At 45.0% G+C, this 23904-nt stretch carries 20 protein-coding genes; 9 read left to right on the top strand and 11 right to left on the bottom strand.

What is annotated here, in order from left to right:
* The first annotated feature begins 21 nt into the window (after positions 1-21).
* The 3 genes from pepA (at position 22) to ACXAFJ_RS11530 (ending at position 4981) form a co-directional block, all read left to right on the top strand.
* Entirely contained in the window at positions 22-1530 is a 1509-nt protein-coding gene (pepA, locus tag ACXAFJ_RS11520) for a leucyl aminopeptidase (RefSeq protein ID WP_475323533.1), read from the top strand.
* An 86-nt stretch (positions 1531-1616) separates the two neighbouring features.
* On the top strand, positions 1617-2066 hold the full coding sequence (locus tag ACXAFJ_RS11525) for a DNA polymerase III subunit chi (RefSeq protein ID WP_475323535.1): 450 nt from the start codon (positions 1617-1619) through the stop codon (positions 2064-2066).
* A 56-nt stretch (positions 2067-2122) separates the two neighbouring features.
* On the top strand, positions 2123-4981 hold the full coding sequence (locus tag ACXAFJ_RS11530; RefSeq protein WP_475323536.1) for a valine--tRNA ligase: 2859 nt from the start codon (positions 2123-2125) through the stop codon (positions 4979-4981).
* A 76-nt stretch (positions 4982-5057) separates the two neighbouring features.
* On the opposite strand, the gene ACXAFJ_RS11535 is transcribed toward ACXAFJ_RS11530, so the two are convergent.
* From ACXAFJ_RS11535 to rapA, 6 genes are all read right to left on the bottom strand, one after another.
* Positions 5058-6218 carry a YjgN family protein gene (locus ACXAFJ_RS11535; protein WP_475323538.1) on the bottom strand — a complete coding sequence of 387 codons (1161 nt, stop codon included), beginning with the start codon at positions 6216-6218 and terminating at the stop codon, positions 5058-5060.
* Between the two features lie 226 nt (positions 6219-6444).
* Positions 6445-7437: a M48 family metallopeptidase gene (locus ACXAFJ_RS11540; protein WP_475323539.1), complete on the bottom strand. Its 993-nt coding sequence runs from the start codon at positions 7435-7437 to the stop codon at positions 6445-6447.
* Entirely contained in the window at positions 7434-8606 is a 1173-nt protein-coding gene (locus ACXAFJ_RS11545; RefSeq protein ID WP_475323540.1) for a YjgN family protein, read from the bottom strand. The genes ACXAFJ_RS11540 and ACXAFJ_RS11545 overlap by 4 nt, the downstream gene beginning before the upstream one ends.
* 178 nt (positions 8607-8784) lie before the next feature.
* On the bottom strand, positions 8785-9747 hold the full coding sequence (locus tag ACXAFJ_RS11550) for a D-2-hydroxyacid dehydrogenase (RefSeq protein ID WP_475323542.1): 963 nt from the start codon (positions 9745-9747) through the stop codon (positions 8785-8787).
* A gap of 14 nt (positions 9748-9761) precedes the next feature.
* A complete protein-coding gene (gene rluA, locus ACXAFJ_RS11555; RefSeq protein WP_475323543.1) occupies positions 9762-10493 on the bottom strand; it encodes a bifunctional tRNA pseudouridine(32) synthase/23S rRNA pseudouridine(746) synthase RluA in 732 nt (243 codons plus the stop codon).
* A 41-nt stretch (positions 10494-10534) separates the two neighbouring features.
* Positions 10535-13444 carry an RNA polymerase-associated protein RapA gene (gene rapA, locus ACXAFJ_RS11560; RefSeq protein WP_475323544.1) on the bottom strand — a complete coding sequence of 970 codons (2910 nt, stop codon included), beginning with the start codon at positions 13442-13444 and terminating at the stop codon, positions 10535-10537.
* Between the two features lie 528 nt (positions 13445-13972).
* Between rapA and ACXAFJ_RS11565 the strand changes: the two genes are divergently transcribed.
* Positions 13973-15349 (top strand): PhoH family protein, encoded by a 1377-nt coding sequence (locus tag ACXAFJ_RS11565; RefSeq protein ID WP_475324114.1) that lies wholly within the window; start codon positions 13973-13975, stop codon positions 15347-15349.
* Between the two features lie 47 nt (positions 15350-15396).
* Here ACXAFJ_RS11565 and ACXAFJ_RS11570 read toward each other — a convergent pair whose 3' ends face one another.
* From ACXAFJ_RS11570 to ACXAFJ_RS11585, 4 genes are read right to left on the bottom strand one after another with little or no spacing between them, the layout of a single operon-like run.
* On the bottom strand, positions 15397-15828 hold the full coding sequence (locus tag ACXAFJ_RS11570; protein WP_475323546.1) for a hypothetical protein: 432 nt from the start codon (positions 15826-15828) through the stop codon (positions 15397-15399).
* Positions 15825-16205, bottom strand: a complete 381-nt coding sequence (locus ACXAFJ_RS11575) for a hypothetical protein (RefSeq protein ID WP_475323547.1) — start codon at positions 16203-16205, stop codon at positions 15825-15827. Before ACXAFJ_RS11575 ends, ACXAFJ_RS11570 begins: the two co-directional genes overlap by 4 nt.
* Positions 16202-17527 carry an ABC1 kinase family protein gene (locus tag ACXAFJ_RS11580; RefSeq protein WP_475323548.1) on the bottom strand — a complete coding sequence of 442 codons (1326 nt, stop codon included), beginning with the start codon at positions 17525-17527 and terminating at the stop codon, positions 16202-16204. The genes ACXAFJ_RS11575 and ACXAFJ_RS11580 overlap by 4 nt, the downstream gene beginning before the upstream one ends.
* Before the next feature lie 2 nt (positions 17528-17529).
* Positions 17530-18243, bottom strand: coding sequence for a TetR/AcrR family transcriptional regulator (locus ACXAFJ_RS11585; RefSeq protein ID WP_475323550.1), 714 nt, complete (start codon positions 18241-18243; stop codon positions 17530-17532).
* 251 nt (positions 18244-18494) lie between these two features.
* On the opposite strand from ACXAFJ_RS11585, the gene argF reads away from it, so the two are divergent.
* The 5 genes from argF to ACXAFJ_RS11610 all read left to right on the top strand — a co-directional run bounded on the left by argF (position 18495) and on the right by ACXAFJ_RS11610 (position 22981).
* Positions 18495-19496, top strand: a complete 1002-nt coding sequence (gene argF / locus ACXAFJ_RS11590; protein ID WP_475323551.1) for an ornithine carbamoyltransferase — start codon at positions 18495-18497, stop codon at positions 19494-19496.
* A gap of 273 nt (positions 19497-19769) precedes the next feature.
* Complete coding sequence (pyrB, locus tag ACXAFJ_RS11595) at positions 19770-20699, top strand: aspartate carbamoyltransferase (protein WP_475324116.1); 930 nt, start codon at positions 19770-19772, stop codon at positions 20697-20699.
* A 13-nt stretch (positions 20700-20712) separates the two neighbouring features.
* Complete coding sequence (gene pyrI, locus ACXAFJ_RS11600) at positions 20713-21189, top strand: aspartate carbamoyltransferase regulatory subunit (RefSeq protein ID WP_475323552.1); 477 nt, start codon at positions 20713-20715, stop codon at positions 21187-21189.
* 87 nt (positions 21190-21276) lie between these two features.
* Positions 21277-21666: a RidA family protein gene (locus ACXAFJ_RS11605; RefSeq protein WP_475323554.1), complete on the top strand. Its 390-nt coding sequence runs from the start codon at positions 21277-21279 to the stop codon at positions 21664-21666.
* A 110-nt stretch (positions 21667-21776) separates the two neighbouring features.
* A protein-coding gene (locus ACXAFJ_RS11610) for an IS3 family transposase (RefSeq protein ID WP_475321218.1) occupies positions 21777-22981 on the top strand; the annotation gives its coding sequence in 2 pieces (ribosomal slippage) (positions 21777-22164 and positions 22164-22981; 1206 coding nt in all).
* 46 nt (positions 22982-23027) lie between these two features.
* On the opposite strand, the gene djlA is transcribed toward ACXAFJ_RS11610, so the two are convergent.
* The gene (djlA, locus tag ACXAFJ_RS11615) at positions 23028-23876 is read right to left on the bottom strand and encodes a co-chaperone DjlA (protein ID WP_475323555.1); all 849 of its coding nucleotides are present in this window, start codon (positions 23874-23876) and stop codon (positions 23028-23030) included.
* Positions 23877-23904: the final 28 nt, after the last annotated feature.

The raw sequence follows: 23904 nt of genomic DNA on the forward strand, positions 1-23904 counted from the left end.
CTTTAAGACGCAGGAGTACTCATGGAGTTCAGTGTAAAAAGTGGTAGCCCTGAAAAACAACGCAGCGCATGTATCGTTGTTGGTGTTTTTGAACCACGTCGTCTTTCTCCGGTAGCAGAGCAGTTAGATAAAATCAGTGATGGCTACTTAAGTTCATTACTACGCCGCGGTGACCTAGAAGGTAAACCGGGCCAAATGCTGCTATTGCACCAAGTACCTGGTGTTTTATCAGAGCGAGTGTTGTTGGTTGGCTGTGGTAAAGAACGTGAACTAGGTGAACGTCAATACAAAGAAATCATCCAAAAAACCATCAGCACCCTTAACGAAACGGGCTCGATGGAAGCGGTTTGCTTTTTGACAGAACTACACGTTAAAGGTCGCGATACCTACTGGAAGGTTCGTCAGGCAGTTGAAGCAACGCACGACGGTCTTTACACTTTTGATCAATTCAAGAGCAGCAAACCAGAAACTCGTCGCCCACTTCGCAAGTTAGTATTCAATGTGCCGACACGCCGCGAATTGAACTTGGGTGAAAAAGCGATCAGTCATGGTTTGGCGGTAGCGTCTGGCGTTAAGGCGTCGAAAGATCTAGGCAACATGCCACCAAACATTGCTAACCCGGCTTACCTAGCCTCTCAAGCTCGCCGCCTTGCCGATGATCATGAAACGGTAACTACCAAAATCATTGGTGAGCAAGAAATGGAAAAGCTGGGTATGACTTCTTACCTAGCAGTGGGTCGCGGTTCGAAAAACGAATCCATGATGTCCATCATGGAGTATAAAGGCAACCCGGATCCGGAAGCCAAACCTATTGTATTGGTAGGTAAAGGTCTCACCTTCGATTCAGGTGGTATTTCAATCAAGCCAGGCGAAGGCATGGACGAAATGAAATACGACATGTGTGGTGCAGCCTCTGTATTCGGCACAATGAAAGCATTGGCGCAGCTAAACATCCCAATCAATGTTGTGGGTGTACTAGCGGGTTGCGAAAACATGCCAGGTAGCAATGCTTACCGTCCGGGTGACATTCTTACTACCATGTCAGGCCAAACAGTAGAAGTGCTGAACACCGACGCGGAAGGTCGCCTAGTATTGTGTGATGCACTGACATATGTCGAGCGTTACGAGCCAGAGTGTGTGGTTGATGTAGCAACGCTAACCGGTGCTTGTGTGGTTGCGTTAGGTCATCATATCAGTGGCGTAATCTCTAACCACAACCCTCTTGCACACGAATTGGTCAATGCATCAGAACAAGCCAGTGACCGTGCATGGCGCTTACCGATGGCTGATGAGTACCACGAGCAGATTAAGAGCCCGTTTGCTGACATGGCTAACATTGGTGGTCGTGCTGCCGGTACGATTACAGCAGGTTGTTTCTTATCGAAGTTCACTAAGAAATACAACTGGGCACACATTGACAGTGCAGGCACAGCTTGGAAATCGGGAGCGAACAAAGGTTCTACCGGTCGCCCAGTCTCTATGCTGGTCCAATTCCTACTAAACCGAGTAGGCTCAGAAACTGAAGAATAAGATTCAGTCAGCAACAAAAGGGCCGTAAGGCCCTTTTTTGTATCAGTGCTTTTTGTACTTGAGACTAATTGAAAGGCAACTAAACCTTGAACAATGCGACCTTCTACATAGTGAAAGAGCAATCACCTCAGTCAGAGACGTCAGGGTTTCTCGATTATGTGGTGTTTTTAGCTCATCACTTTGCCAAGCAAGGCGCCAAGGTGTACGTCAATGTACAAGACATCCAACAAGCCGAGCAGTTAGCTGAATGCTTTTGGCAAGTCGCGCCCGAAAATTTTGTCGCCCACAACTTAGTTGGCGAAGGCCCTAGATACGGCTCACCGATTGAAATTGGCCATCAAGGTGTAAAACCAAACTGGAACCGCCAATTAGTTATCAATGCGGCTCAAAATACGACAATTTTTGCGCCAAAGTTTGTACAAGTGGTAGACTTCGTGCCTTGCGAAGAAAAAGCTAAGCAGCTGGCGAGAGAAAGATATAAACTTTATCGTCAAGCTGGCTATCAATTAAGCACTGTAGATATTCAGAACCCTTAGACACGAGTGCGTGTGTAAGGAATACCAAATTAACGATGCCCCATTAAAAGAACGCTATGGAAAAGACATATAACCCAACCTCAATAGAGCAATCCCTATATCAAACTTGGGAGGAAAAAGGCTATTTCAAACCTCACGGCGATACAACTAAAGATGCTTACAGCATTATGATCCCACCGCCGAATGTCACAGGTAGCCTGCACATGGGGCATGCTTTCCAAGACACCATTATGGATACTTTGATTCGCTGTGAGCGAATGAAAGGCAAAAATACACTTTGGCAAGTGGGCACAGACCACGCTGGTATCGCAACTCAAATGGTCGTTGAGCGCAAAATTGCCGCTGAAGAAGGTAAAAACAAACACGATTACGGTCGTGACGCCTTCATCGACAAAATTTGGGAATGGAAAGGCGAATCAGGTGGCACCATCACTAAGCAGCTTCGTCGCTTAGGCGCATCTGTAGATTGGGAACGTGAGCGTTTCACTATGGATGACGGCCTATCGAATGCCGTAAGAGAAGTTTTCGTTCGTCTTTATGAAGAAGACCTTATCTATCGTGGCAAGCGTTTGGTCAACTGGGATCCAAAACTTCACACAGCGATCTCAGATCTCGAAGTAGAAAACAAAGACAAAAAAGGCCACATGTGGCACTTCCGCTACCCACTCGCCGATGGTGCAAAAACCGCTGATGGTAAAGACTACATTGTGGTTGCAACCACGCGTCCAGAAACCATGCTGGGCGATACTGGTGTAGCGGTAAACCCAGAAGATCCTCGTTACCAAAATCTGATTGGCAAAGAAATTTTGCTACCAATCGTGAATCGTCGCATTCCAATTGTTGGCGATGAGCACGCCGACATGGAAAAAGGCACTGGCTGTGTAAAGATCACTCCGGCCCATGACTTTAACGACTACGAAGTTGGTAAACGTCATCAACTACCGATGATCAACATCTTTACCTTTGATGCCAATATCCGTGACGCTGCGGAAGTCTTCAACACCAATGGTGAAGAAACTGATGTATACAGCACGGATATGCCAGAAGCTTACCGTGGACTTGAGCGTTTTGCAGCGCGTAAAGCGATCGTTGCTGAATTTGATCAACTGGGTCTACTAGACGAAATTAAAGATCACGATCTAACTGTACCCTACGGCGATCGTGGTGGCGTAGTTATCGAGCCAATGTTAACCGACCAATGGTACGTGCGCACAGCGCCACTTGCGAAACCAGCGGTTGAAGCGGTTGAGAACGGTGATATCCAGTTTGTTCCTAAGCAATACGAAAACATGTACTTTGCATGGATGCGCGATGTGCAAGATTGGTGTATTTCACGCCAACTTTGGTGGGGTCATCGTATTCCTGCATGGTATGACAACGATGGCAACGTTTATGTTGGCCGTACCGAAGAAGAAGTGCGTGCAAACAATAACTTGGCACCGGTTGTTGTACTTCGCCAAGACGACGACGTATTGGATACTTGGTTCTCATCAGCACTTTGGACATTTGGTACCCAAGGTTGGCCTGAAAACACGGACGCCTTAAAGACATTCCACCCATCAGACGTACTGGTATCAGGCTTCGATATCATCTTCTTCTGGGTTGCGCGTATGATGATGATGACGCTGCACTTTGTGAAAGATGAAAACGGCAAGCCACAAGTACCGTTCAAAACGGTTTATATGACAGGTCTGATTCGCGATGAAAATGGCGACAAGATGTCGAAATCCAAAGGTAACGTGCTTGACCCAATCGACATGATTGATGGTATTGACCTTGAGTCTCTGGTTCAAAAACGCACTGGCAATATGATGCAGCCAAAACTGGCCGCAAAAATTGAAAAGAACACACGTAAGACCTTTGAAAATGGTATTGAACCATATGGTACCGATGCATTGCGCTTTACTTTGGCTGCGATGGCGTCCACTGGTCGTGATATCAACTGGGATATGAAGCGTCTAGAGGGTTACCGCAACTTCTGTAACAAGTTGTGGAATGCCAGCCGTTATGTGTTGATGAATACTGAAGAGCAAGATTGTGGGTTTGCTGGCGGAGACGTTGAGTACTCTTTAGCAGACAAGTGGATCGAGTCTCAATTTGAGCTTGCTGCAAAAGATTTCAATACTCACATCGAAAACTTCCGTCTTGATATGGCTGCTAACACGCTATACGAGTTCATCTGGAATCAATTCTGTGACTGGTACCTAGAATTAACTAAACCTGTTTTATGGAAAGGCTCTGAAGCTGAGCAGCGTGGTACTCGTCGTACACTCATTACTGTGTTGGAAAAAACACTGCGTTTAGCACATCCAGTGATTCCGTACATTACCGAAACAATCTGGCAGAGTGTTAAACCACTGGTTGACGGTGTTGAAGGCGACACCATCATGCTGCAAGCACTACCTCAGTTTGATGAAACTAACGTAAACCAAGCTGCGGTTGATGATATCGAATGGGTAAAATCATTTATTACTAGTATCCGTAACCTGCGCGGAGAGTATGATATTAATCCAGGCAAACCTCTGGAAGTCATGCTGAAAGCTGCAGATAGCTTGGATGCAGAACGCGTTAAAGCTAATGAGCAGGTATTAGTTTCGCTGGCAAAGCTTGAGTCAATTCGCGTATTGGCAGAAGGTGAACAAACACCAGCATGTGCAACGGCTCTTGTGGCGAAATCTGAATTGCTGATCCCAATGGCAGGTATTATCGACAAAGATGCTGAGCTGGCTCGTCTTGATGGCGAAATCAAAAAGACACAAGGTGAAATCAAACGTATCGAGGGTAAGTTAGGCAATGAAGGTTTTGTTGCCAAAGCACCTGAAGCGGTTGTTGCCAAAGAGCGTGAAAAGCTCGCAGGTTACCAAGAAGCCTTAGTGAAGCTAGAAGAACAAAAGGTCACCATCGCGGCACTGTAATTATTGCTGCACCACCTACACTCAGTACAAAAGAAGCTGGTTCTATGACCAGCTTCTTTTTTATGTGCCAATGGATCTAGCTGATACCTAAACCTAGATCAAACGCTTCAGCTAGTTCATCCGTCACGGCGGAATTGATATCTGACGCTTGACCAATCGAAATTAAATCATCGAGATTACCAACAACTACAGTTCGCTCAGCTAAGTAGTTAGAAGTACGAGTCATTACCCAAGGTCTTGCCAATCCAATCGTTACCGCTTGCAACAAAAAGTTGGAAATAATCAACCAAAGATAACTTTTCACGGTTAAGTGAGATTCAAACGTAAATGTCGATTCAGCAGCTTGTTCATGATGAAGTGAAAGCTGAGAAAAGACGTAGTTGCGAACTTTGGTCGCTGTATAGGCGGTCAAAGACAACATAAGAGCAAACATCACGGCATATCCAAAAAATACAGCACCAAGGCTGTTATCAAGCATCTCTTGCCCCATACCACTTTGTATTAAGTCCAAATCAAAGCCACCAAATACACTCAAGAAAGTGATAACAGAAACCACTAAGGATACAACGACACCGACAGCCAAAGCCTTCAGATAAGTACTAACAAAGAACTTGGTAGTGATTTCAGAGCTAAAGCGCCAGTCACCATATTGGTAACCATTGACAAAATACTGATGCATCCCAGCGATAACCCATGCGTACACTAAGATAAACATGACCACCGAAAGCGCCGCCAAAACCGCCATTGCGACAAAGGATACACTCGCCACGGCTCCAGTAATGGCAAAGTAAATAGCAATGATTAAGCACGCGCCCAAACCACGTCCCAAAATCGTCATGTAGGCTTGTTTAACTGATGCATTAAAAGAGAAGCGAACATTTCGGTAACTTGTCATAAAGGCATCAAAACGGGCGTTACTCCATAGTAGCCAAGGTACAATTGCCACAAATGCCAAAAGCAAAACCAAAGAAACCACAGGGAAAAAAGTATTAGAAACGGACCAAATAATTACTGCAACAAAGGCCACAATGCGGCCTCTTAAAATCTGCATGGGTTTGGCGTGATATTCAAAACTGTCATTACCAATAAAAGTGTTGCCATAAAAGTATCGCTTGGTTCTAACCTTAGCCCACGCGGAATAAATCCCGAGAGTGACAATACTAAGCAGAATGTTCACTATCCAAATTCCAAAAAACTCTTTCCCACTACCTTTAAATTTTAATGTTGTTTTATCCATACCTATATCCAACCTAAAAGAAAAAATGCGTTTAAAAAATACCTCACGCTCAAAGCTGTCTAGCATAATCCAGATGCATTCAATTGCACAAAATCTACCTATATAAAAATCAAGGTTTACATAAATTTGTGATTAATAGCCGATTAATGATAACGATAAGCAATAAAAAAGAGCTTAAACCTGAATCTCAGTTTTAAGCTCTTTCTCATATCACTTCAGTTGAAGGTTATTTTCTTATCTGTTCAATTCGCTCTTCCGTGTCTGGATGCGTCGATAACCAACTTGGTACATCATATGTCTCTAAGGCATGCAGTTTCTCAAACATCTCTGCCATAGGCTCAGCACTGCCGTAGATGTATAGCATGTTTCGTTTAGCGTATTGATCGGCCTCTCGTTCATGTTCACGTGATTGACCATTACCAAGTACCACGACGCCAACGCCAACTAAGGTGTCTAATGCCCCACTCGCTTCCCCGGTTAATAGGGCAACACTTATCGCAAGCAAACTGGTCTCAACCACGCTATTCATTACGTGTTGATAATGCACATGGCCTATTTCATGTAAGATCACACTATCGAGCTGTTGATGTTGCTCTGCCAGTTCGATGATCTCATCAGTCAAAATTATATTGCCACCAGGTAACGCGAAGGCGTTCACCATGCCTTCACCATTTCGAAAATGGACTTGAAGTTCAAATGGAAGAGGAGGAAGTTGCTGTTGAAACTGTACAATACGTTCTCGAATGGCCGCTTGTTCACTATCTGGCAATTCACTCTCTGAAAACTCCTCATCTAAGCTTTCTAGAACATGCTCACCAAAGCTTTGCTGGGCCTCTTTAGGAATCCATTCCACGATCTGAGATGAGGCGGCAGGAATCCCATAGCGGTAGCCAACCCATATCAACGACAACAGCAACACGACACCGGCTAACAGTGCCAACCAGTTACTTTCTATCATTCGAACCCAGCGAGATTGCAGAGACTGTGGCCGGATCGCTTGCAATAATTTGGGGTTATCGGCAACAAATGCCCACCCCGTATCAAATGTCATCCTCACCGGTGTACTGCCGAGCGGCTCGGAAATTTCCGTCTTTGATAAATGTGAACTAATGACCTGTCCATCGACTTGTAGCATGAGCGATGGCAGAGAAGACGTGATTAATGTCGCGGGACTGCGCCGCGATGAATTGGGCGCAAAAGCGGTCCCGATTATTCTCATGTTCCTAATCCAAAATCGAAATCAAAGGCTTCAGCGATTTCATCTCCCATTGCTTTTTCTTGTTCAGCTTGTTCGCCTTCCACTTCAAACACGGAGAGATCACCAATAAGGGTTGTGCAACTGGCTAAGTATCGACTAGTTCGCACCATCACCCAAGGGCGAGCCAGTCCCACTGTGATTAACTGCAAGATAAAGTTACTGATAATTAACCATCCGTATTCGAGTGAAGACATATTGGAATCAAGCCTTAGTTCGCGATTTCCGCCAGCATCGATACTAGTGTTTTCAAACACATAGTTACGGGTCCGTGTGACCACATACGCGGAAAGATAAACCCCGATTATCGTTAACAAGGCATAGAGAACAATGCCTATAGCTAAGAAGAAAGGTTGTGTTGCCAACGCGGCCAAAGACTCAAAATCGCTCAGAGACATCACAATATCAGCGCTAAACAAATACAGCACCAAGCCAATGGCAGCAAAAATGATAAAGCCAATAAAACCCGCGTTAAAGTAGATGCCAGCAAATCGTTTGGTTTCTATATCGCAGTAAAAATCTTGATTACCGTACATCACATTGCCAACAAAGTACTGCCACATACCACTGATAATCCAGGCTTTGACAAATACAAAGTAGATAGACGCAACGATAGATAAGACAACCATCATAATAGGGTTAGTTTGCGCCATGATTCCGAAGAAAAAACCAAACACCACCAAGCCAATCAAGGCAAGAATCGGTCTCAACAGCATAATTCGATAAGCTTCGGAAGCGGTGCCATCAAAGTAAAAACGTACATTGCGATAGCTGGTCATTGCGCAATCAAATCGCGCTTTGTTAAATAGCATCCAAGGAAGTAGCAAGTAAAACACAACTAAAAAAATAGGAGCAACTTCAGGATAAAAATACTGACAGGCCACCCAAATCGCGACCAAGATGAAGGCGACAATACGTCCTTTTAAGATTTGAATCGGTTTCGCGTGATACTCAAAATTGTCACCAGCCAAACTTGTTTGACCATAGAAGTAACGTTTTGTGCGAACCTTGGCCCAAGCGGAATAGATTCCTAAGGTGACGATAGACAAAAGGATGTTGACAATCCAAATGCCAAAAAACTCGCTACCGGCTCCGTTAAATCGCACTGGGTTGCGATGAAAGGGATGTCTCATGGTTACAATCCTTTGTCTTAATCAAGCGACAAAGCGTAACAATTTAAACTCAAGGCGACTAAAAAACCGCCAACTATACCGAGTCACTTCTCGGTGCGGGTAACGGGTATGAAAATTCGTCTCAGTAATGACATACCCTCAGGTCACCCCTTCATTAATTTTTTTATGAAGCGCGTGATTAAACCACTGTATTTTGAGGTTCTCCGCGATAATAGGCGTCGATGTTTTCGATCAGGATTTGGCAGAGTCGAGAGATGGACGAATCGCTGCCCCATGCGACATGAGGGGTAAGTAATAAGTTGGGTAGATTAGGTTGTTCTTGAATCAGAGGATTATCTTGACCAGCTGGCTCTGTGGTAAACACGTCCACCGCTGCGCCACCTATCTTGCCTGTTTTTAACGCTTCCACTAAAGCCAATTCGTCCACCAAACCGCCACGGCCGGCATTAATCAGCAAGCTGTGATTTGACATTAATTCTAATTCTGGGGCGGCGATGAGATTTTCTGTTTCTGCAGATAGCGGACAATGTAAGCTGATAACATCTGAGCGCTTCAGTACGTCTTCAAAGGGCGTACGATCATCTCGGCATACTTGCCCTTTGCGCTCAGCAACCAAAACTTGCATTCCAATCGCTTTGGCAAGAGACGCAGTCGCTTCTCCTAAAGCGCCGTAGCCGATCATACCTAATGTTAACCCCGCCACATCGCCAATTGGATGAGTAAAGAAACAAAATTGTCCACTGCGTTGCCATTCGCCATTTTGAATATCCTTGTGGTAAGCAAATAGATTACGTCTCAACGCATAAATACTACCAATAACATGTTCAGGCACTGAACGAACGGAGTACCCCTGTACGTTACAAACCGTAATTCCAAGATCGCGACACGCGTCAATATCAACGTTGTTGTAGCCAGTAGCCGAGACCGCAATTAGCTTCAAGTTTGGCAACTGGGCCAAGACTTCTCGACCTAATACAACCTTGTTAGTAATCACCACATTTGCATCTTTAACTCGCTCAAATACCTCATTGGTTTTGGTCGCACTGTACTCCGTCCAATTGTGCTGAATTTTGGGGGCCGGAATAGTGATGTGGGAAGGTATGGTCGCTCTATCTAAAAATACGATGTTTAGGTGACTCATTGGGACTAGCCTTGTTATGCACTCGGTAAGGTTTTGTAATCCGGTAAGTCTGGCATAGGCTTAAAAAAGCTCTGCAAAAATCTTTGACTTGTGTGAAAAAAATCACAAGGTACACAATGGCATACAAGCTGATGAGATTGGGGATGATAAAAACTCAATTCACTGGCATGTAATTCTAGCCGCGAAGACGCTTGATACGCTTCTGGGCGAGCATAAAACTCATCCCCCAAAATGGGTGTACCTAAGCTTTGCATATGCACTCGCAATTGATGGGAGCGCCCTGTTATCGGGAACAAGGCTACAACACTGGTTTGTCCGTCGCTTTCCAGAACTTGATAGTGGGTAAGCGCAGGTTTTCCTTCGTCAAAGCAGATTTTTTGCCTTGGTCGATTGGGCCAATCACAAATCAACGGTAATTCAACTTGGCCACAGATTTGCTCGGGCTTACCCCATACCCGGGCAAAGTACACCTTGTGGGTTAGCCGGTATTGAAACTGTTTTTTTAGCGCTCGCTCTGCGTCTTTGTGTTTGGCAAACAACATCAGCCCAGAGGTATCCATGTCCAATCGATGAATAGGCTGAATTTCCGGAAAGTGTTCTTGCAGTCGGGTGTATAAGCTGTCTTTGTGAGTTTCCAGCCGGCCCGGTACAGATAACAAACCAGATGGTTTGTTAGCAATCAAAATATCGTCATCTTGATAGCTAATGGTTAACCAAGGGTCCGTAGGTGGGTGATAAATGTGCATAGCAAAAGGCTCAATCCTAAGATTGAGCCTCCTCGTTGAAGTTAGTTGTGAGACACGACAATCATACGCAATGAATCCAGTCGATATTGAGCATCGCCAATTAACTTGGTGAGATTAGTCATCTGACTTTCAATAGCCGTTAACTCGTCTTCTCGAATATTCGGATTAATAGCTTTGAGCGCGTTCAACCTATCCAACTCATTTTTTAGCTCATCATGCATGGTCTGGTGCGCTTGTTGGCGAACTTGCTCCACTTTTGGCGCGATCACACTCTCTGATGCTTCGATCAGTTGATGGATCTGCGTTTGCACCGACCCGACCAGTTTGCTCGCCATATGGCGATTAACCGGGCTTAACTGACGATTGAATGACTCAAACTCAACTTGGCCAGAAAGGTCATTGCCCTTGCCATCCATCATCAATCGAATTGGGGTCGGCGGTAAAAATCGCTGAATGCCTGACGATTTAGGGGCTTGTGGATCGACCACATAAACAAGTTCAAGCAACAAAGTTCCGACTGGTAACGCCTTGTTCTTAAGTAGTGATACTGCTGCTAAACCAATACCTTCACTGATCAGCAAGTCGATACCACCTTGAATCATTGGGTGCTCCCAACTGATAAAGTTCATATCTTCACGCGACAAGGCCGTGTCGCGGTCAAATGTGATGGTGGCGCCTTCGTACGGTAAACCAGGGTAACTCGGAACCAGCATGTGCTCAGATGGTGTAACCACCAAAGCATTTTCACCTTTGTCATCTTGGTTGAGTCCGATGGTATCAAACAAACTCAAGGCAAAAGTCACCAAGTTAGTATCACCATCCGTGCTTGCAATTTGCTCGGCAATATTGAGAGCTCGTTCGCCACCGTTAGAATGCATTTCTAACAAGCGGTCTCTACCTTGCTCCAACTCAGATTTAAGCGCCTGGTTTTGCGCTTGTGACGAGGCAATAACTTCTTCTAAGTTTGTACTATCGACACTTGCCAACATAGTTATCAGTGAATCAGCGTGGGCTTCATAAACTGCGCGCCCCGTTGGACAAGTATCAGTAAACGCGTTTAAACCTTGATCAAACCAGTTGGCTAAGATGGCTTGTGCTGTGTCCTGAAGATACGGTACATGAATATCGATATCGCGGGTTTGGCCAATGCGATCTAATCGACCTATACGTTGCTCCAACAAATCTGGGTTGAATGGCAAATCGAACATCACCAACTGATTAGCAAACTGGAAGTTTCGACCTTCGGAGCCAATTTCACTACAAATGAGAACTTGGGCACCACCCTCTTCTTGCGCAAAATAAGCGGCCGCTTTGTCGCGCTCGATGATTGACATTCCCTCGTGGAAAACGGTCGCTCGTATGCCTTCACGCTCTCGCAGCGCCTGTTCTAGTTGCAAAGCGGTATTGGCGCGAGACGCAATAACCAGAATCTTTTCGCTGCGCTTGTCTTTAATTTTTTCAATCAACCAATCAACGCGAGTATCGAACTGCCACCAGCTGGCGCTGTCACCTTCGAATTCTTGAAAAATTTCTTCTGGATACAAGTTTTTCAAAGCACGCGCTTCTTGAGACATTTGCCCACCCAACATGCCTGCAACTCGCATCGCAGTTGTGTATTGGTTGGGGATAGCTAACGGCAACAAGTGAACATTTCGTTTCGGAAAGCCTTTAATCGCAGCACGAGTATTTCTAAACAGAACTCGACCTGTGCCATGACGATCCATCAAGTTATCGACCAGCTCTTGACGCGCCGAGGCTTTGTCTTCGTCGCTAGAATCCCCTTCAAGAATTCGGAATACAGGCTCAATGTCTTGCTCAGACAGCAACTCAGTAATTTTGTTTTTCGATTCGTTATCTAGCGTTTCACCCGCCAGTAAAGCTGAAACAGCATCAGCCACTGGCGCGTAATGCGACTCTTCTTCAACAAAGGCTTGATAGTCATAAAAACGATCGGAATCTAGCAAGCGTAATCGAGCAAAGTGGCTCTCGCGTCCTAATTGCTCTGGTGTCGCCGTCAGCAGCAACACACCCGGCGTGCGTTCTGCTAAACCTTCAATCACTTGATACTCACGGCTCGGTTTGTCTTCGCTCCACTCTAAGTGATGCGCCTCATCCACAACCAGTAAATCCCATTCACCTTCTAGTGCTTGTTGGAAGCGCTGGCGCGATTTTCGCAAAAAGTCGAGAGAACACAGAACATATTGCTGAGTATCAAATGGATTTTCAGCTTCGGCATAAGCTTCAACACAGCGCTCTTCGTCAAAAATAGAAAAATGCAGATTGAATCGACGCATCATCTCGACCAACCACTGATGTTGGAGCGTTTCTGGCACCACAATTAGGATGCGTTGTGCACGGCCGCTTAATACTTGCTGATGGATAATCATACCCGCTTCGATGGTTTTACCTAAACCCACTTCGTCGGCGAGTAAAACTCGTGGTGCGTGTCGGCGGCCCACTTCATGGGCAATGAACAACTGATGAGGGATCAGTCCTGCGCGCATACCGCACAGGCCACGCATTGGGCTTTTTTGTTGCTGATACTGGTTTTCTAGCGCGCGATAGCGCAGTACAAAATGATCCATGCGATCAATCTGGCCAGCGTACAACTTGTCTTGCGGTTTGCTGATTCGGATTTGGTTGCTCAGCATGATTTCACGCAATGCAACGCCTTGCTCTTCAGTGTCTTCGCGAAGGCCCACATAGGTCAATAGCCCATTATCTTCGACCACGCTGTCGACAAGTAGTGACCAACCTTCTTGGCTTTCAATTTGGTCGCCCACATTAAACACAACTCGCGTCACTGGCGCATCGTGTTTAGCGTATACTCGGTTTTCTTCAGAAGCAGCAAACATCAATGTCACTGTGCGATCTTCTATGGCTACCACGGTCCCTAGACCTAAATCGCTTTCTGTATCGCTAATCCAACGTTGTCCAATAGCAAATGACATCGATTCATTACCTCTGAGTGTTTTTATTCATTTTAGATGGCGATAGCGTCTAAATATAGCGCTCAAATAGAGGAAAACTGTGTTTGATCATGGCTCGCTCAATAACTCATTGAACCACCAATCAACAGTTCTCTATCACCCACTCCGTCTACAAGAAATAGGACGAGGGGAAAAAGGCGCTCATCTTACTTGAGCTTGTGAGCAAGGTCACGCACAAAGCACCCAGTTTGGCAGAAAACTTTCTCGTGCTTTTGGCTGACATCAAATTGTCATCAAGCCATGGCTATTTGAAACCTGCATGAGGTCAATTGTGCTTTTATACTTTCTGTAAGGAATGCATTTTTTAGTGACAAAAGGAGTGTCATAAAAATGGCTGTGGCACATAGAATGCATCACCTAATCGACAGTTAAGTTCAATTTTGATCTAAACAGGTTTGCGACCATCGATAGGCTATCGGTGTGCTACCCAATCTGCTTATCGAGTTGCAAGCATCCTACTCAACGCCGCTGCGCGGCATGGAGGCACTCATGGGCGATACTGATCGGAAACTGTTTGTTCTTGATACAAACATCCTGCTACACGAGCCAATGGCTATCTTTTCATTCCACGAGCACGACGTGGTCATCCCAATGACGGTCTTGGAGGAATTAGACCGAATTAAAGATTCGAAACGAGACGTAGCGCGAGATGCAAGAGTCGCTATCCGTGCGCTAGAAGACTTGTTTCGCGACGCCACACCAGATGAAATCTCCGAAGGTATTCCGTTCCACAAAGAAGGCAACAACAGCGGCACTATTTCCATATTGTCCGACTTCGAACTGCAAGAAACCGTCAAAGCCTTCCCTGACAAACAAGGCGATAATCGTATCCTAAACGCCGTTTTGTACTTACAAAATAAGCGGGCGCCACGTGACGTTGTTCTGATCACCAAAGACATTAATATGCGGCTGCGGGCCAAAGGGGCTGGTGTCCGAAATGTTGACGATTATCGCTCAGATCAGCTCATTGACGACGTACAATATCTGACTAAGGGCTTTCAGCAAGTCAATGGCAACTTTTGGGATAATGTCGACAACGTTACTAGTGAAAATTGCCAAGGAAATACCTTACACACCCTTGCAAGAGAGCCATTTGAGCCCACGTACATCAACCAATACATCATCGATGATGACAGTGATTTTGTTGGTCGTGTTCAGCACATAGATGATCAAACCATCACTTTAAAAGATTACAGCCGCGAACGTTTAATGAATCGCAATGCGTGGGACATTCGACCTAAAAACATCTACCAAGCCATGGCGATGGATGCCATGTTAGACCCAGACATTGACTTGGTGATTCTCACCGGTGCGGCAGGCAGTGGTAAAACCCTGCTAGCCATGGCAGCAGCGTTAGAACAAACCGTCGAATTTAAACGCTTCGACAAAATCATCGTGACGCGAAACACGCCTGACATCGCAGAATCCATTGGCTTTTTACCGGGAACCGAAGAAGAAAAAATGCTGCCTTGGCTAGCAGCGGTTACCGACACACTCGAAGTGCTGCATCAGAATGATCACTGTACTGAAGGCTCTTTAAAATACATCTGTGATAAAGCCAATATACAGTTCAAGTCGATCAACTTTATGCGGGGCCGCTCAATTCAAAACGCCTTTGTCTTGCTCGATGAGTGCCAGAATTTAACCGCTTCACAAATAAAAACCATCATCACGCGCTGTGGTGAAGGGACCAAAATCGTTTGTTCAGGTAACCTGGCACAAATCGACTCCCACTATTTAACGCCTGTCACTTCAGGCTTAACTTACATGGTAGAGCGGTTTAAGAACTTCGAGGGCAGTGCCAACATCCACCTCAATGGTGTGGTGAGAAGCAGACTCGCAGAGTTTGCAGAAGAAAACTTATAGTTCCTAAAAAAGTATGGAGCTCCCTCTACAGAAGCTCCATACTAGTTTTAGCTAGAATGAAGGTGAAAGTTTTTGGCCGCAAATAAATAGGCCATGGCATAGACGCTTACGATAATTGAACTTATCAAGGTAAAGGTGTTGGTGTGACCAAATAACTCACCTTGACCACTGACCACTAACAACAGCCCACCAAGCCCTCTTACCATTAACACCAGTGTAATTAACCACAATACCCATTTCGTGAAAGGTAACCTTGGCCACCAGCCAGCTGCACCAAACGCAAACCACCCCCAAATAAACAAAACAGCCGCGATGGCAATCGTAACGTAAGCGGGATAGCGACTTCCTTGCTCCGCCATAACCGCCATTTGCTCTCCTGCGCCAAAAAATCGATACCAATCTGGCCCACCAATAATGACGGCAATGTGCGCAGCACTCGCCAACAAACTAAATACACCTGCAAATAAGAAAACCTTCATAGCCCAACTCCTGCAAAGCCCAATAAACCGACAGGTAAAAGCAGTAACCATTGCGGCAAAACCATTAAAGACCGATTAGGGAATAGATAACGAGCGACCAAGATGAAACACACTGAAAACAATACAAACATGGCCGATATTACGCTCACCAATCCGACTTCCTGCTCACTAGAGGATGCCCAGAAATAGGCAAAAGACGAGACAAATAAGGCTACCGTCACCATATGCCAACAAGCATACAATGTGCTTTTAACTTCCATCGACACTGACGCCTCAATAAAAGGTTTTACAATGGAATAATGCCCTGCAATTAAATGGACAAATGCAGTCAATAAACACATACCACCGGCAGCTAACCAAAAATAGTTCTCGATCATGGTTCTTCCTTATCCAAAGAGAGTTCATCCAAACAAAGATGCACATGTGCCCCTAAGTTCTGGCACATTTGTAAATAGCCAAACAGAACACGTTCAATAAACATGACGTCAGGATCTGGCTCAAACACCCATTTTTCACTCTGAAAGGCTTGATAGCCCGCCTTCATACCTTCTTGCAAGTAATCTGGATGTTGCGAGAAATCAAATCCACCTTCACGGAAAAACTGGGATTTCCAGTCGGCGTAGACTTTTAAAGACTGAGTGACATTTTCAGACCACTTTTGCTTTTTCCCGCCCAAATAACACCGTTCAATGGCAGTTTGGATGTCATTTAGGTTTTGGTCGCGAAACGCTTTGAGTAACGCTAGATAGTTTGCCGATACTTCAGCGCTAATTGGGTAACTGGCCCCAAAGTCGATAACGGCAAGTTGCCCATTGGTAGTGACCAAAAAATTGCCCAGATTAGGATCTGAGTGAAGCCGTGAACTGTGCTTCAAGCCGATGAAGAAAAAATCCAGTAGAGATTGAGCGACGTTTTGCTTGAGTTTTTTGTCGGGATTTTCGGCAACCCATTGGTCAAGGTGTTGCCCCTCGATAAACTCGGAAACCAATAACGTTTTGGTCGTTAACTCCGGTAACACCTGTTGTATTTGAACGTTCGACAATTTGGGATGTGAATCGACCAATTTGCTGAACTGCTGGCTCACTTCCATTTCATGTAAGTAATCCACCTCTTCCAAAAGCCGCTGCTCAATTTCAGGCAGTAGGTGTTGCAGCTGATAATGTTTAGGCAGGCTTTTCAGCATAGGCTTCAATAGAGCGAGATCACTGCGGATACTGTCAGCGATACCAGGATATTGCACTTTCACCGCCAATTTATTGCCGTGATGGTCTTGAGCTAAATGCACTTGTCCCAAACTCGCGGCGGCAAAAGGTTTATTCTCAAACTTCTGAAACACAAATTCAGGCGCTTGTCCCAGTTGGGTTTGGACTACCTTGCGTATCAATGCTCGATTGATTGGCGGTGCTTGATAACACGCTTTGGATAATTCATTGCGAAACGACTCGGGTAGATAAGTATGTTCAGCACTGATCATCTGCGCGACTTTCAAACCAGCACCACGCAGCTTGGCCAAGACAGAAAAAATCATTCGCCCCATGTCCTGATCAAAAACCTCACTCTCTGATTCATTGGACGAGGTTTTGTTGCTCAACGTTTTCTTTTTTAGCGTTTTCTTTTTCAAAGAATGAACGCCAACTTTTAACGCAGCTTTACCAACTAGCGATGCTCTTGCCAGCTTTCCAGTGGGAATGTCAGCCATGATTAACCTCGGCGAAGTGGACGTAGGCTTCCCATGGCTTTGGTCAAGTATTCAAAACCAGAGAACATATGATGGCGGAATAAGAAAGACATCATATCGCCAGCTTTGTTTAACACCCCACTCTGCAGAATGCTTAGCGCAAGCGCGGTACTAAGATCGATAAGTTGTGTAGTTTGAGTAAATTCTTCACTGTCGTCATTTAACCAATACATAATAACGCCAAGATAGTAGTCCCAAAATAAAGAGGCGATAAAGCTACTTCCCGCTTGTGGTTCAAACTCCTCAGCTTGATAGGATTGCTCTAAATAATCGGCAAATGTCTCGTTCACTCGACGTTTAAAGCCCGCCATTAGCGATGTTTTCACCGTGGCGATCGAGAACGCGATGTCTGCCGCTTCAGCAATAAATTCTCGGTCTTCAATCAGCAAAGATAGGTTGGTTTCTAATAAACACTGTACCTTTTCTTGCAGCCCAAACTCTTCGAAATCTTCAACCTGCTCGATTTCCTGTAAGGTTTGATCAAACTTGAGCTCGAAGATCGCCACCAGAATTTTTTCTTTGTTGGCAAAATAGTTATAGATGGTGGCATCACCAATATTGGCTTGCTTGGCGATCATCCGCATCGATACTGCTTTATAACCGGATTCACTCATCAACTCTAAAGCAGCCGTGACAATTTGACGCTTAACTTTGTTTTTCTTCTCTTTGCTTTTCATTGCCAAAACCTAAAAACGAAAACACTACAAATATATTTGATCAAAAATTACATTATTTCAATAGCATTTTCATTTTTAACATCTACATTCATAACTAACACCCCCAAAATGCGATTTTCGTCTTAATACAAAGTTGGTAGTTGAATCACAGACAACTTGGCACAGTTTGCTATCGTTAAAGTTTCTCTTGAAAATTAAATAATTATTCATTATTTTTGTATTTTTATACAAAGCATTCTATGGAGGATGCCGTGGCTTTTAACCTTCGCAATCGAAATTTTCTTAAGTTACTTGACTTTTCTACTAAAGAAATTGGCTTCCTTCTTGATTTGTCCGCACAACTCAAAGCGGCAAAATATTCAGGAACTGAGCAACCAAAACTCAGTGGCAAGAATATCGCGCTGATATTCGAGAAATCTTCAACCCGTACTCGATGTGCATTTGAAGTTGCAGCCTATGACCAAGGTGCTCGAGTGTCTTATATTGGCCCATCGGGTTCGCAAATTGGTCATAAAGAATCAATGAAAGACACGGCGCGAGTATTGGGCCGAATGTACGATGGCATTGAGTACCGCGGTCACGGCCAGTCGATTGTCGAAGAGTTAGGCAAGTACGCCGGTGTCCCGGTATGGAATGGCTTGACGGACGAGTTCCACCCAACACAAATTCTGGCTGATTTCCTCACCATGCAAGAGCACAGTGATAAGCCTTTGCACCAAATCTCTTTTGCATACCTAGGCGATGCTCGCAACAATATGGGCAACTCGCTCATGGTAGGAGCCGCCAAAATGGGGTTGGACATACGTCTTGTCGCTCCGAAAGATTACTGGCCCGAGCAACAATTGGTGGCTGAGTGTTTGACGACTGCAGAGACCACAGGCGCAAAAATCACGTTAACGGAAGACGTTGCCGATGGCGTCAAAGGTTGCGATTTCTTGTACACCGATGTGTGGGTTTCCATGGGCGAACCAGCCGAAGCGTGGGATGAAAGAGTCAAAGTCATGACCCCTTATCAAATCAATTCAACCACCATGGCACTAACCGGTAACCCCAAGACCAAGTTCATGCACTGTTTGCCCGCATTCCACGACGATGAAACCGTTGTCGGTAAAGAAGTGGCTGAAAAATACGGTATGCAGGGCTTAGAAGTGACCAATGATGTGTTTGAATCTGATGCGTCGATTGTGTTTGATCAAGCTGAGAACCGAATGCACACCATTAAAGCTATCATGGTTGCCACATTGGGCAGTTAAACCTGATGATAGCTCAAGCTTTGTAAAGGATTACAAATGGTTATTGAATCGCTTGCGCTCACAAAAACTCGGCGTATAATTCTCGGCAATTTGTCTGAGGAATACAAAAATGATTGGGGCTTACGCACATTTGAAAGCTGAACTACTGTGTGACATTCACGCCGTAATCCGTCGTTTTTACCTCGTTATAGATTGTTAAAAAAGCCTCCGATATTGGGAGGCTTTTTTTTGTCTGAGTATTTTTGTCCAACTCAACACGGTAAGGAAGACGAAATGACCAACACGCTTTTTGGAAAGCACATTATCTCCATCTCTGAGCTCTCGCGCCAAGAGCTAGAGTTGATAGTCAAAACCGCTGGAGATCTTAAAGCGAGGCCAAACCCAGAGTTAATAAAAAACAAGGTAATTGCCAGTTGTTTCTTTGAGCCTTCTACGCGCACACGCCTTTCATTTGAAACGGCGATTCAACGTATTGGTGGCTCAGTCATTGGATTCGACAACGGTGGCAATACATCGCTAGCGAAAAAAGGCGAAACGTTAGCAGATTCAGTGCAAGTAATTTCTTCTTATGTCGATGCTTATGTAATGCGCCACCCGAAAGAAGGCGCCGCGCGTTTGGCCTCCGAATTTTCCAAAGGGGTACCGGTCATCAATGCTGGTGACGGTGCCAATCAGCATCCAACACAAACTTTATTGGATCTGTTCACCATTGCTGAAACTCAAGGGCGTCTCGACAACCTGAATGTCGCGTTTGTTGGTGATCTTAAATATGGACGTACTGTCCACTCCCTGACTCAGGCCCTAGCCAAATTTAACAACATTCGCTTCTACTTTGTCGCGCCTGATGCTCTCGCGATGCCGGATTATATCCTAGAAGAGCTTAATGACGCGGGCATTGAATACAGTCTGCATACCGATATGGACGCCGTGATTCCGGAGCTTGATATTCTTTACATGACTCGCGTTCAAAAAGAGCGTTTTGACGAGTCTGAGTACGTTCACATTAAGTCAGCCTACATCCTAACTGCGAATCACCTGACGAATGCCAGAGAGAATCTGAAAGTACTTCACCCACTGCCACGTGTGGACGAAATCACAACCGACGTCGATAAAACGCCGCACGCCTACTACTTTGAACAGGCCGAGAATGGCGTACACGCTCGTGAAGCCCTGTTAGCCCTTGTTTTGAATTCAAGCTTATAAGTAAGGAAACACAATGTCAGAGTTAAATTCGACTAAGCCAACTCAACTGCAAGTAGAAGCGATCAAAAACGGCACTGTGATCGACCATATTCCGGCAAGTATGGGTATTCAGGTTCTTAAATTGTTTTCCATGGATAAAGCTTCTGAGCGCGTTACTATCGGCCTAAATTTACCGTCTTCGGCACTCGGTCATAAAGATCTGCTTAAGATTGAAAATGTGTTCATTAGTGAAGAGCAAGCCAACAAACTGGCCTTATATGCCCCTAAAGCAACGGTAAACCAAATCGAAGATTACAAGGTTGTTAAGAAGCTAGAGCTCAAACTGCCTTCTGAAATTCGTGGGGTATTTGCTTGCCCGAACTCCAACTGCATCAGCCATGATGAACCAGTCGAAAGCAGTTTTACTGTGATTGAAAAGAACGGCGAGATTTACTTGAAGTGTAAGTACTGTGAAAAAGTGTTTGCACTATCGGTAGTCACAGCGATCTAGAGCTGAGTCCTTTACCTTCAACTTCGACACGGGCACACTAAGCAGCCTGTTTTAAAATGAAAAGTTAAGTCTCAATAAGGAAGTGTCATGACAAAAGTTCTGCATACTGAAACGGCTCCAGCAGCAATCGGCCCTTACGTTCAAGGTGTTGACCTAGGCAATATGGTTTTAACGTCAGGCCAGATCCCCGTTATTCCTGAAACCGGAGAAGTACCTGCGGATATTCAAGCGCAAGCACGCCAGTCACTAGAAAATGTTAAAGCGGTTGTCGAGTCTTCGGGCTTAAGCGTTGCAGATATCGTGAAATTGACAGTCTTTGTCAAAGACTTGAACGATTTTGCCGCTGTTAATGAAGTCTACGGCGCGTTTTTTGACGAACACAATGTGTCGCACTACCCAGCTCGCTCTTGTGTTGAAGTGGCAAGACTTCCAAAAGACGTAGGCATTGAGATTGAAGCGATTGCGGTTCGCAAATAGTCTTAGATTTCGAATCTAACCAAAAAGCGAGCCAAAACGGCTCGCTTTTTTTATTTATGTACCGTCCTAAATAAGGTTGACACATTCCCAACATGAAATTGGAGAGTGTCATGAAATCAACAAGTAAACGAACCCAGCGAGATTATTCTCTTGCCTTTAAATTGGCGGTTGTTGACCAAGTAGAAAAAGGAGAAATGACCTATATACAAGCCCAAGAGCGATATGGAATCCAAGGTCGGTCCACGGTCTTGGTTTGGCTTCGTAAGCACGGTCGTCTAAATTGGTCTAAAGGAATAGAGAAACCAAACACAGTAGGTAATGATATGTCTGATTCTCCTTCTGCTCATACTCCTGAACAACGAATAAAAGAACTCGAACAACAACTTGAGGAAACTCAACTGAAAGCGGACTTCTTTGAAGCGGTCGTAAAAGTCATGGATAGAGATTTTGGAGTTCGAATCTCAAAGAAGCGCAAAGCCGAGTTATTAAGGAAAAAACGCTCAAAAGACTCACAGTGACGAAAGCTTGTCAGTTTATTGGCATTACTCGGCAGGCATTTTATAAACGTTGTACGTCAGAGCGTCAGCGAATTCGGAAAGAGCAGTCTGTCATTGGGTTCGTCAAAGAGCAACGGATTCAACATCCTCGCTTGGGAACTCGCAAGCTCAAACACTTACTCAGTCAACATAACATTGATGTAGGACGGGACCATTTGTTCTGTTTGCTAAAACAACACCGTCTATTGGTCCCCAATCGTAGGGCTTATCATCGAACAACCAACAGCCATCATCGGTTTCACTGCCATCCAAACTGCATCAAAGAAGGCATGGTTCCAACGAAACCGGAGCAGCTGTGGGTCGCTGATATTACTTACTTGGCAACGCAAACAGGAAATACCTATCTCAGTTTAATCACCGATGCCTACTCAAGGAAGATAGTTGGGTATCATCTCGATGACAATATGAAGACACAAACAGTGAAGCGCGCGTTCCTGAAGGCCTTGAAAAATCGACGCTACGAGGGTGAGCTTATTCATCACTCTGATAGAGGTATTCAATACTGCGCTGAGGAATATCAGTCATTACACAGAAAATATCATGTGAGGTGCTCTATGACAGATGGATATGATTGTTATCAAAACGCTCTAGCAGAAAGAGTGAACGGCATCTTAAAGATGGAGTACTTACTGAGTAAGCCGAATGACTTGAATGAAGCAAAGAAAATGGTTGCCGAGTCGGTAAAACTCTATAATGAACAGAGACCACATACAGCTTTAAATTACAAAACGCCCGATGAAGTTCACCGAGCGTTTTAACCAAAAGTGTCAACCTATATCAGGACGGGACATTATGTTTTAACAATTAAAACTGCTTCACTTTCTTGATCAACTCATAGGCATTTTGAATATCTTGAGCTTTCTCTTTGGCGACATTCATCATTTCAGGCGGCAGACCTTTGGCCATCAACTTGTCTGGGTGATGCTCGTTCATCAGTTTGCGATAGGCACGTTTTAGCGATTTAGCGTCAACGTCTTTGGAAACGCCTAACACTTCATAGGCACTATCTATGTCGCTTGCACTATTGGTATTTTGGCCTCCAAACCCTTGCTGCCCACGATATTGATGCTGGCTGTGTTGCTGTTGACCTTGTTGAAAGCGAAAGGCGGCCTCTTGCATCTTAAGCCGCTTCTCTAGCTGCTTTGGACTGAATCCCAGCCCCTTAGCAACCCGGTGAAGCACTTCTCTTTCTGTTGTGTGAAGGTCACCGTCGGCAAATGCTGCCGAAATTTGCAACTCCAAAAAGAACTGCATCAAGTCAAACCGTCCACCACTCGAAATACGCACTTTCTCCAGCGTTTTCTCTAACGGGAAGTCTGCAGATTTCCCATCTCGAAAGGCATCTTGTGCCGCTTTGCGCTGCTCACCATGCAAATTCATACGATCCATCATCAATGTGGCAAGTTGAATCTCCTGCTGAGTGACTTTGCCTTTTGCTTTGGCAACGTGCCCCATTACGGCAAATGCACTAATAAAAAACTGCTGCTGTTTTTCTTCTTGGTTGGGTCCGCCCGTAAAACCGCCAGTTTGAAATCCCGCCTGTTGCAATCGCCTTGCTTTGTCAAACTGATGCCCAAGAAAAAGCCCTATTGCGGCGCCCAAAATATTTCCGAATAGAAAGCCAAAGAATGCCCCTAACAGTTTTCCATACATGAAAGACCTCATATGCAAATTGCAAATA

The sequence above is a fragment of the Vibrio sp. ABH4_348 genome, assembly GCF_056159765.1.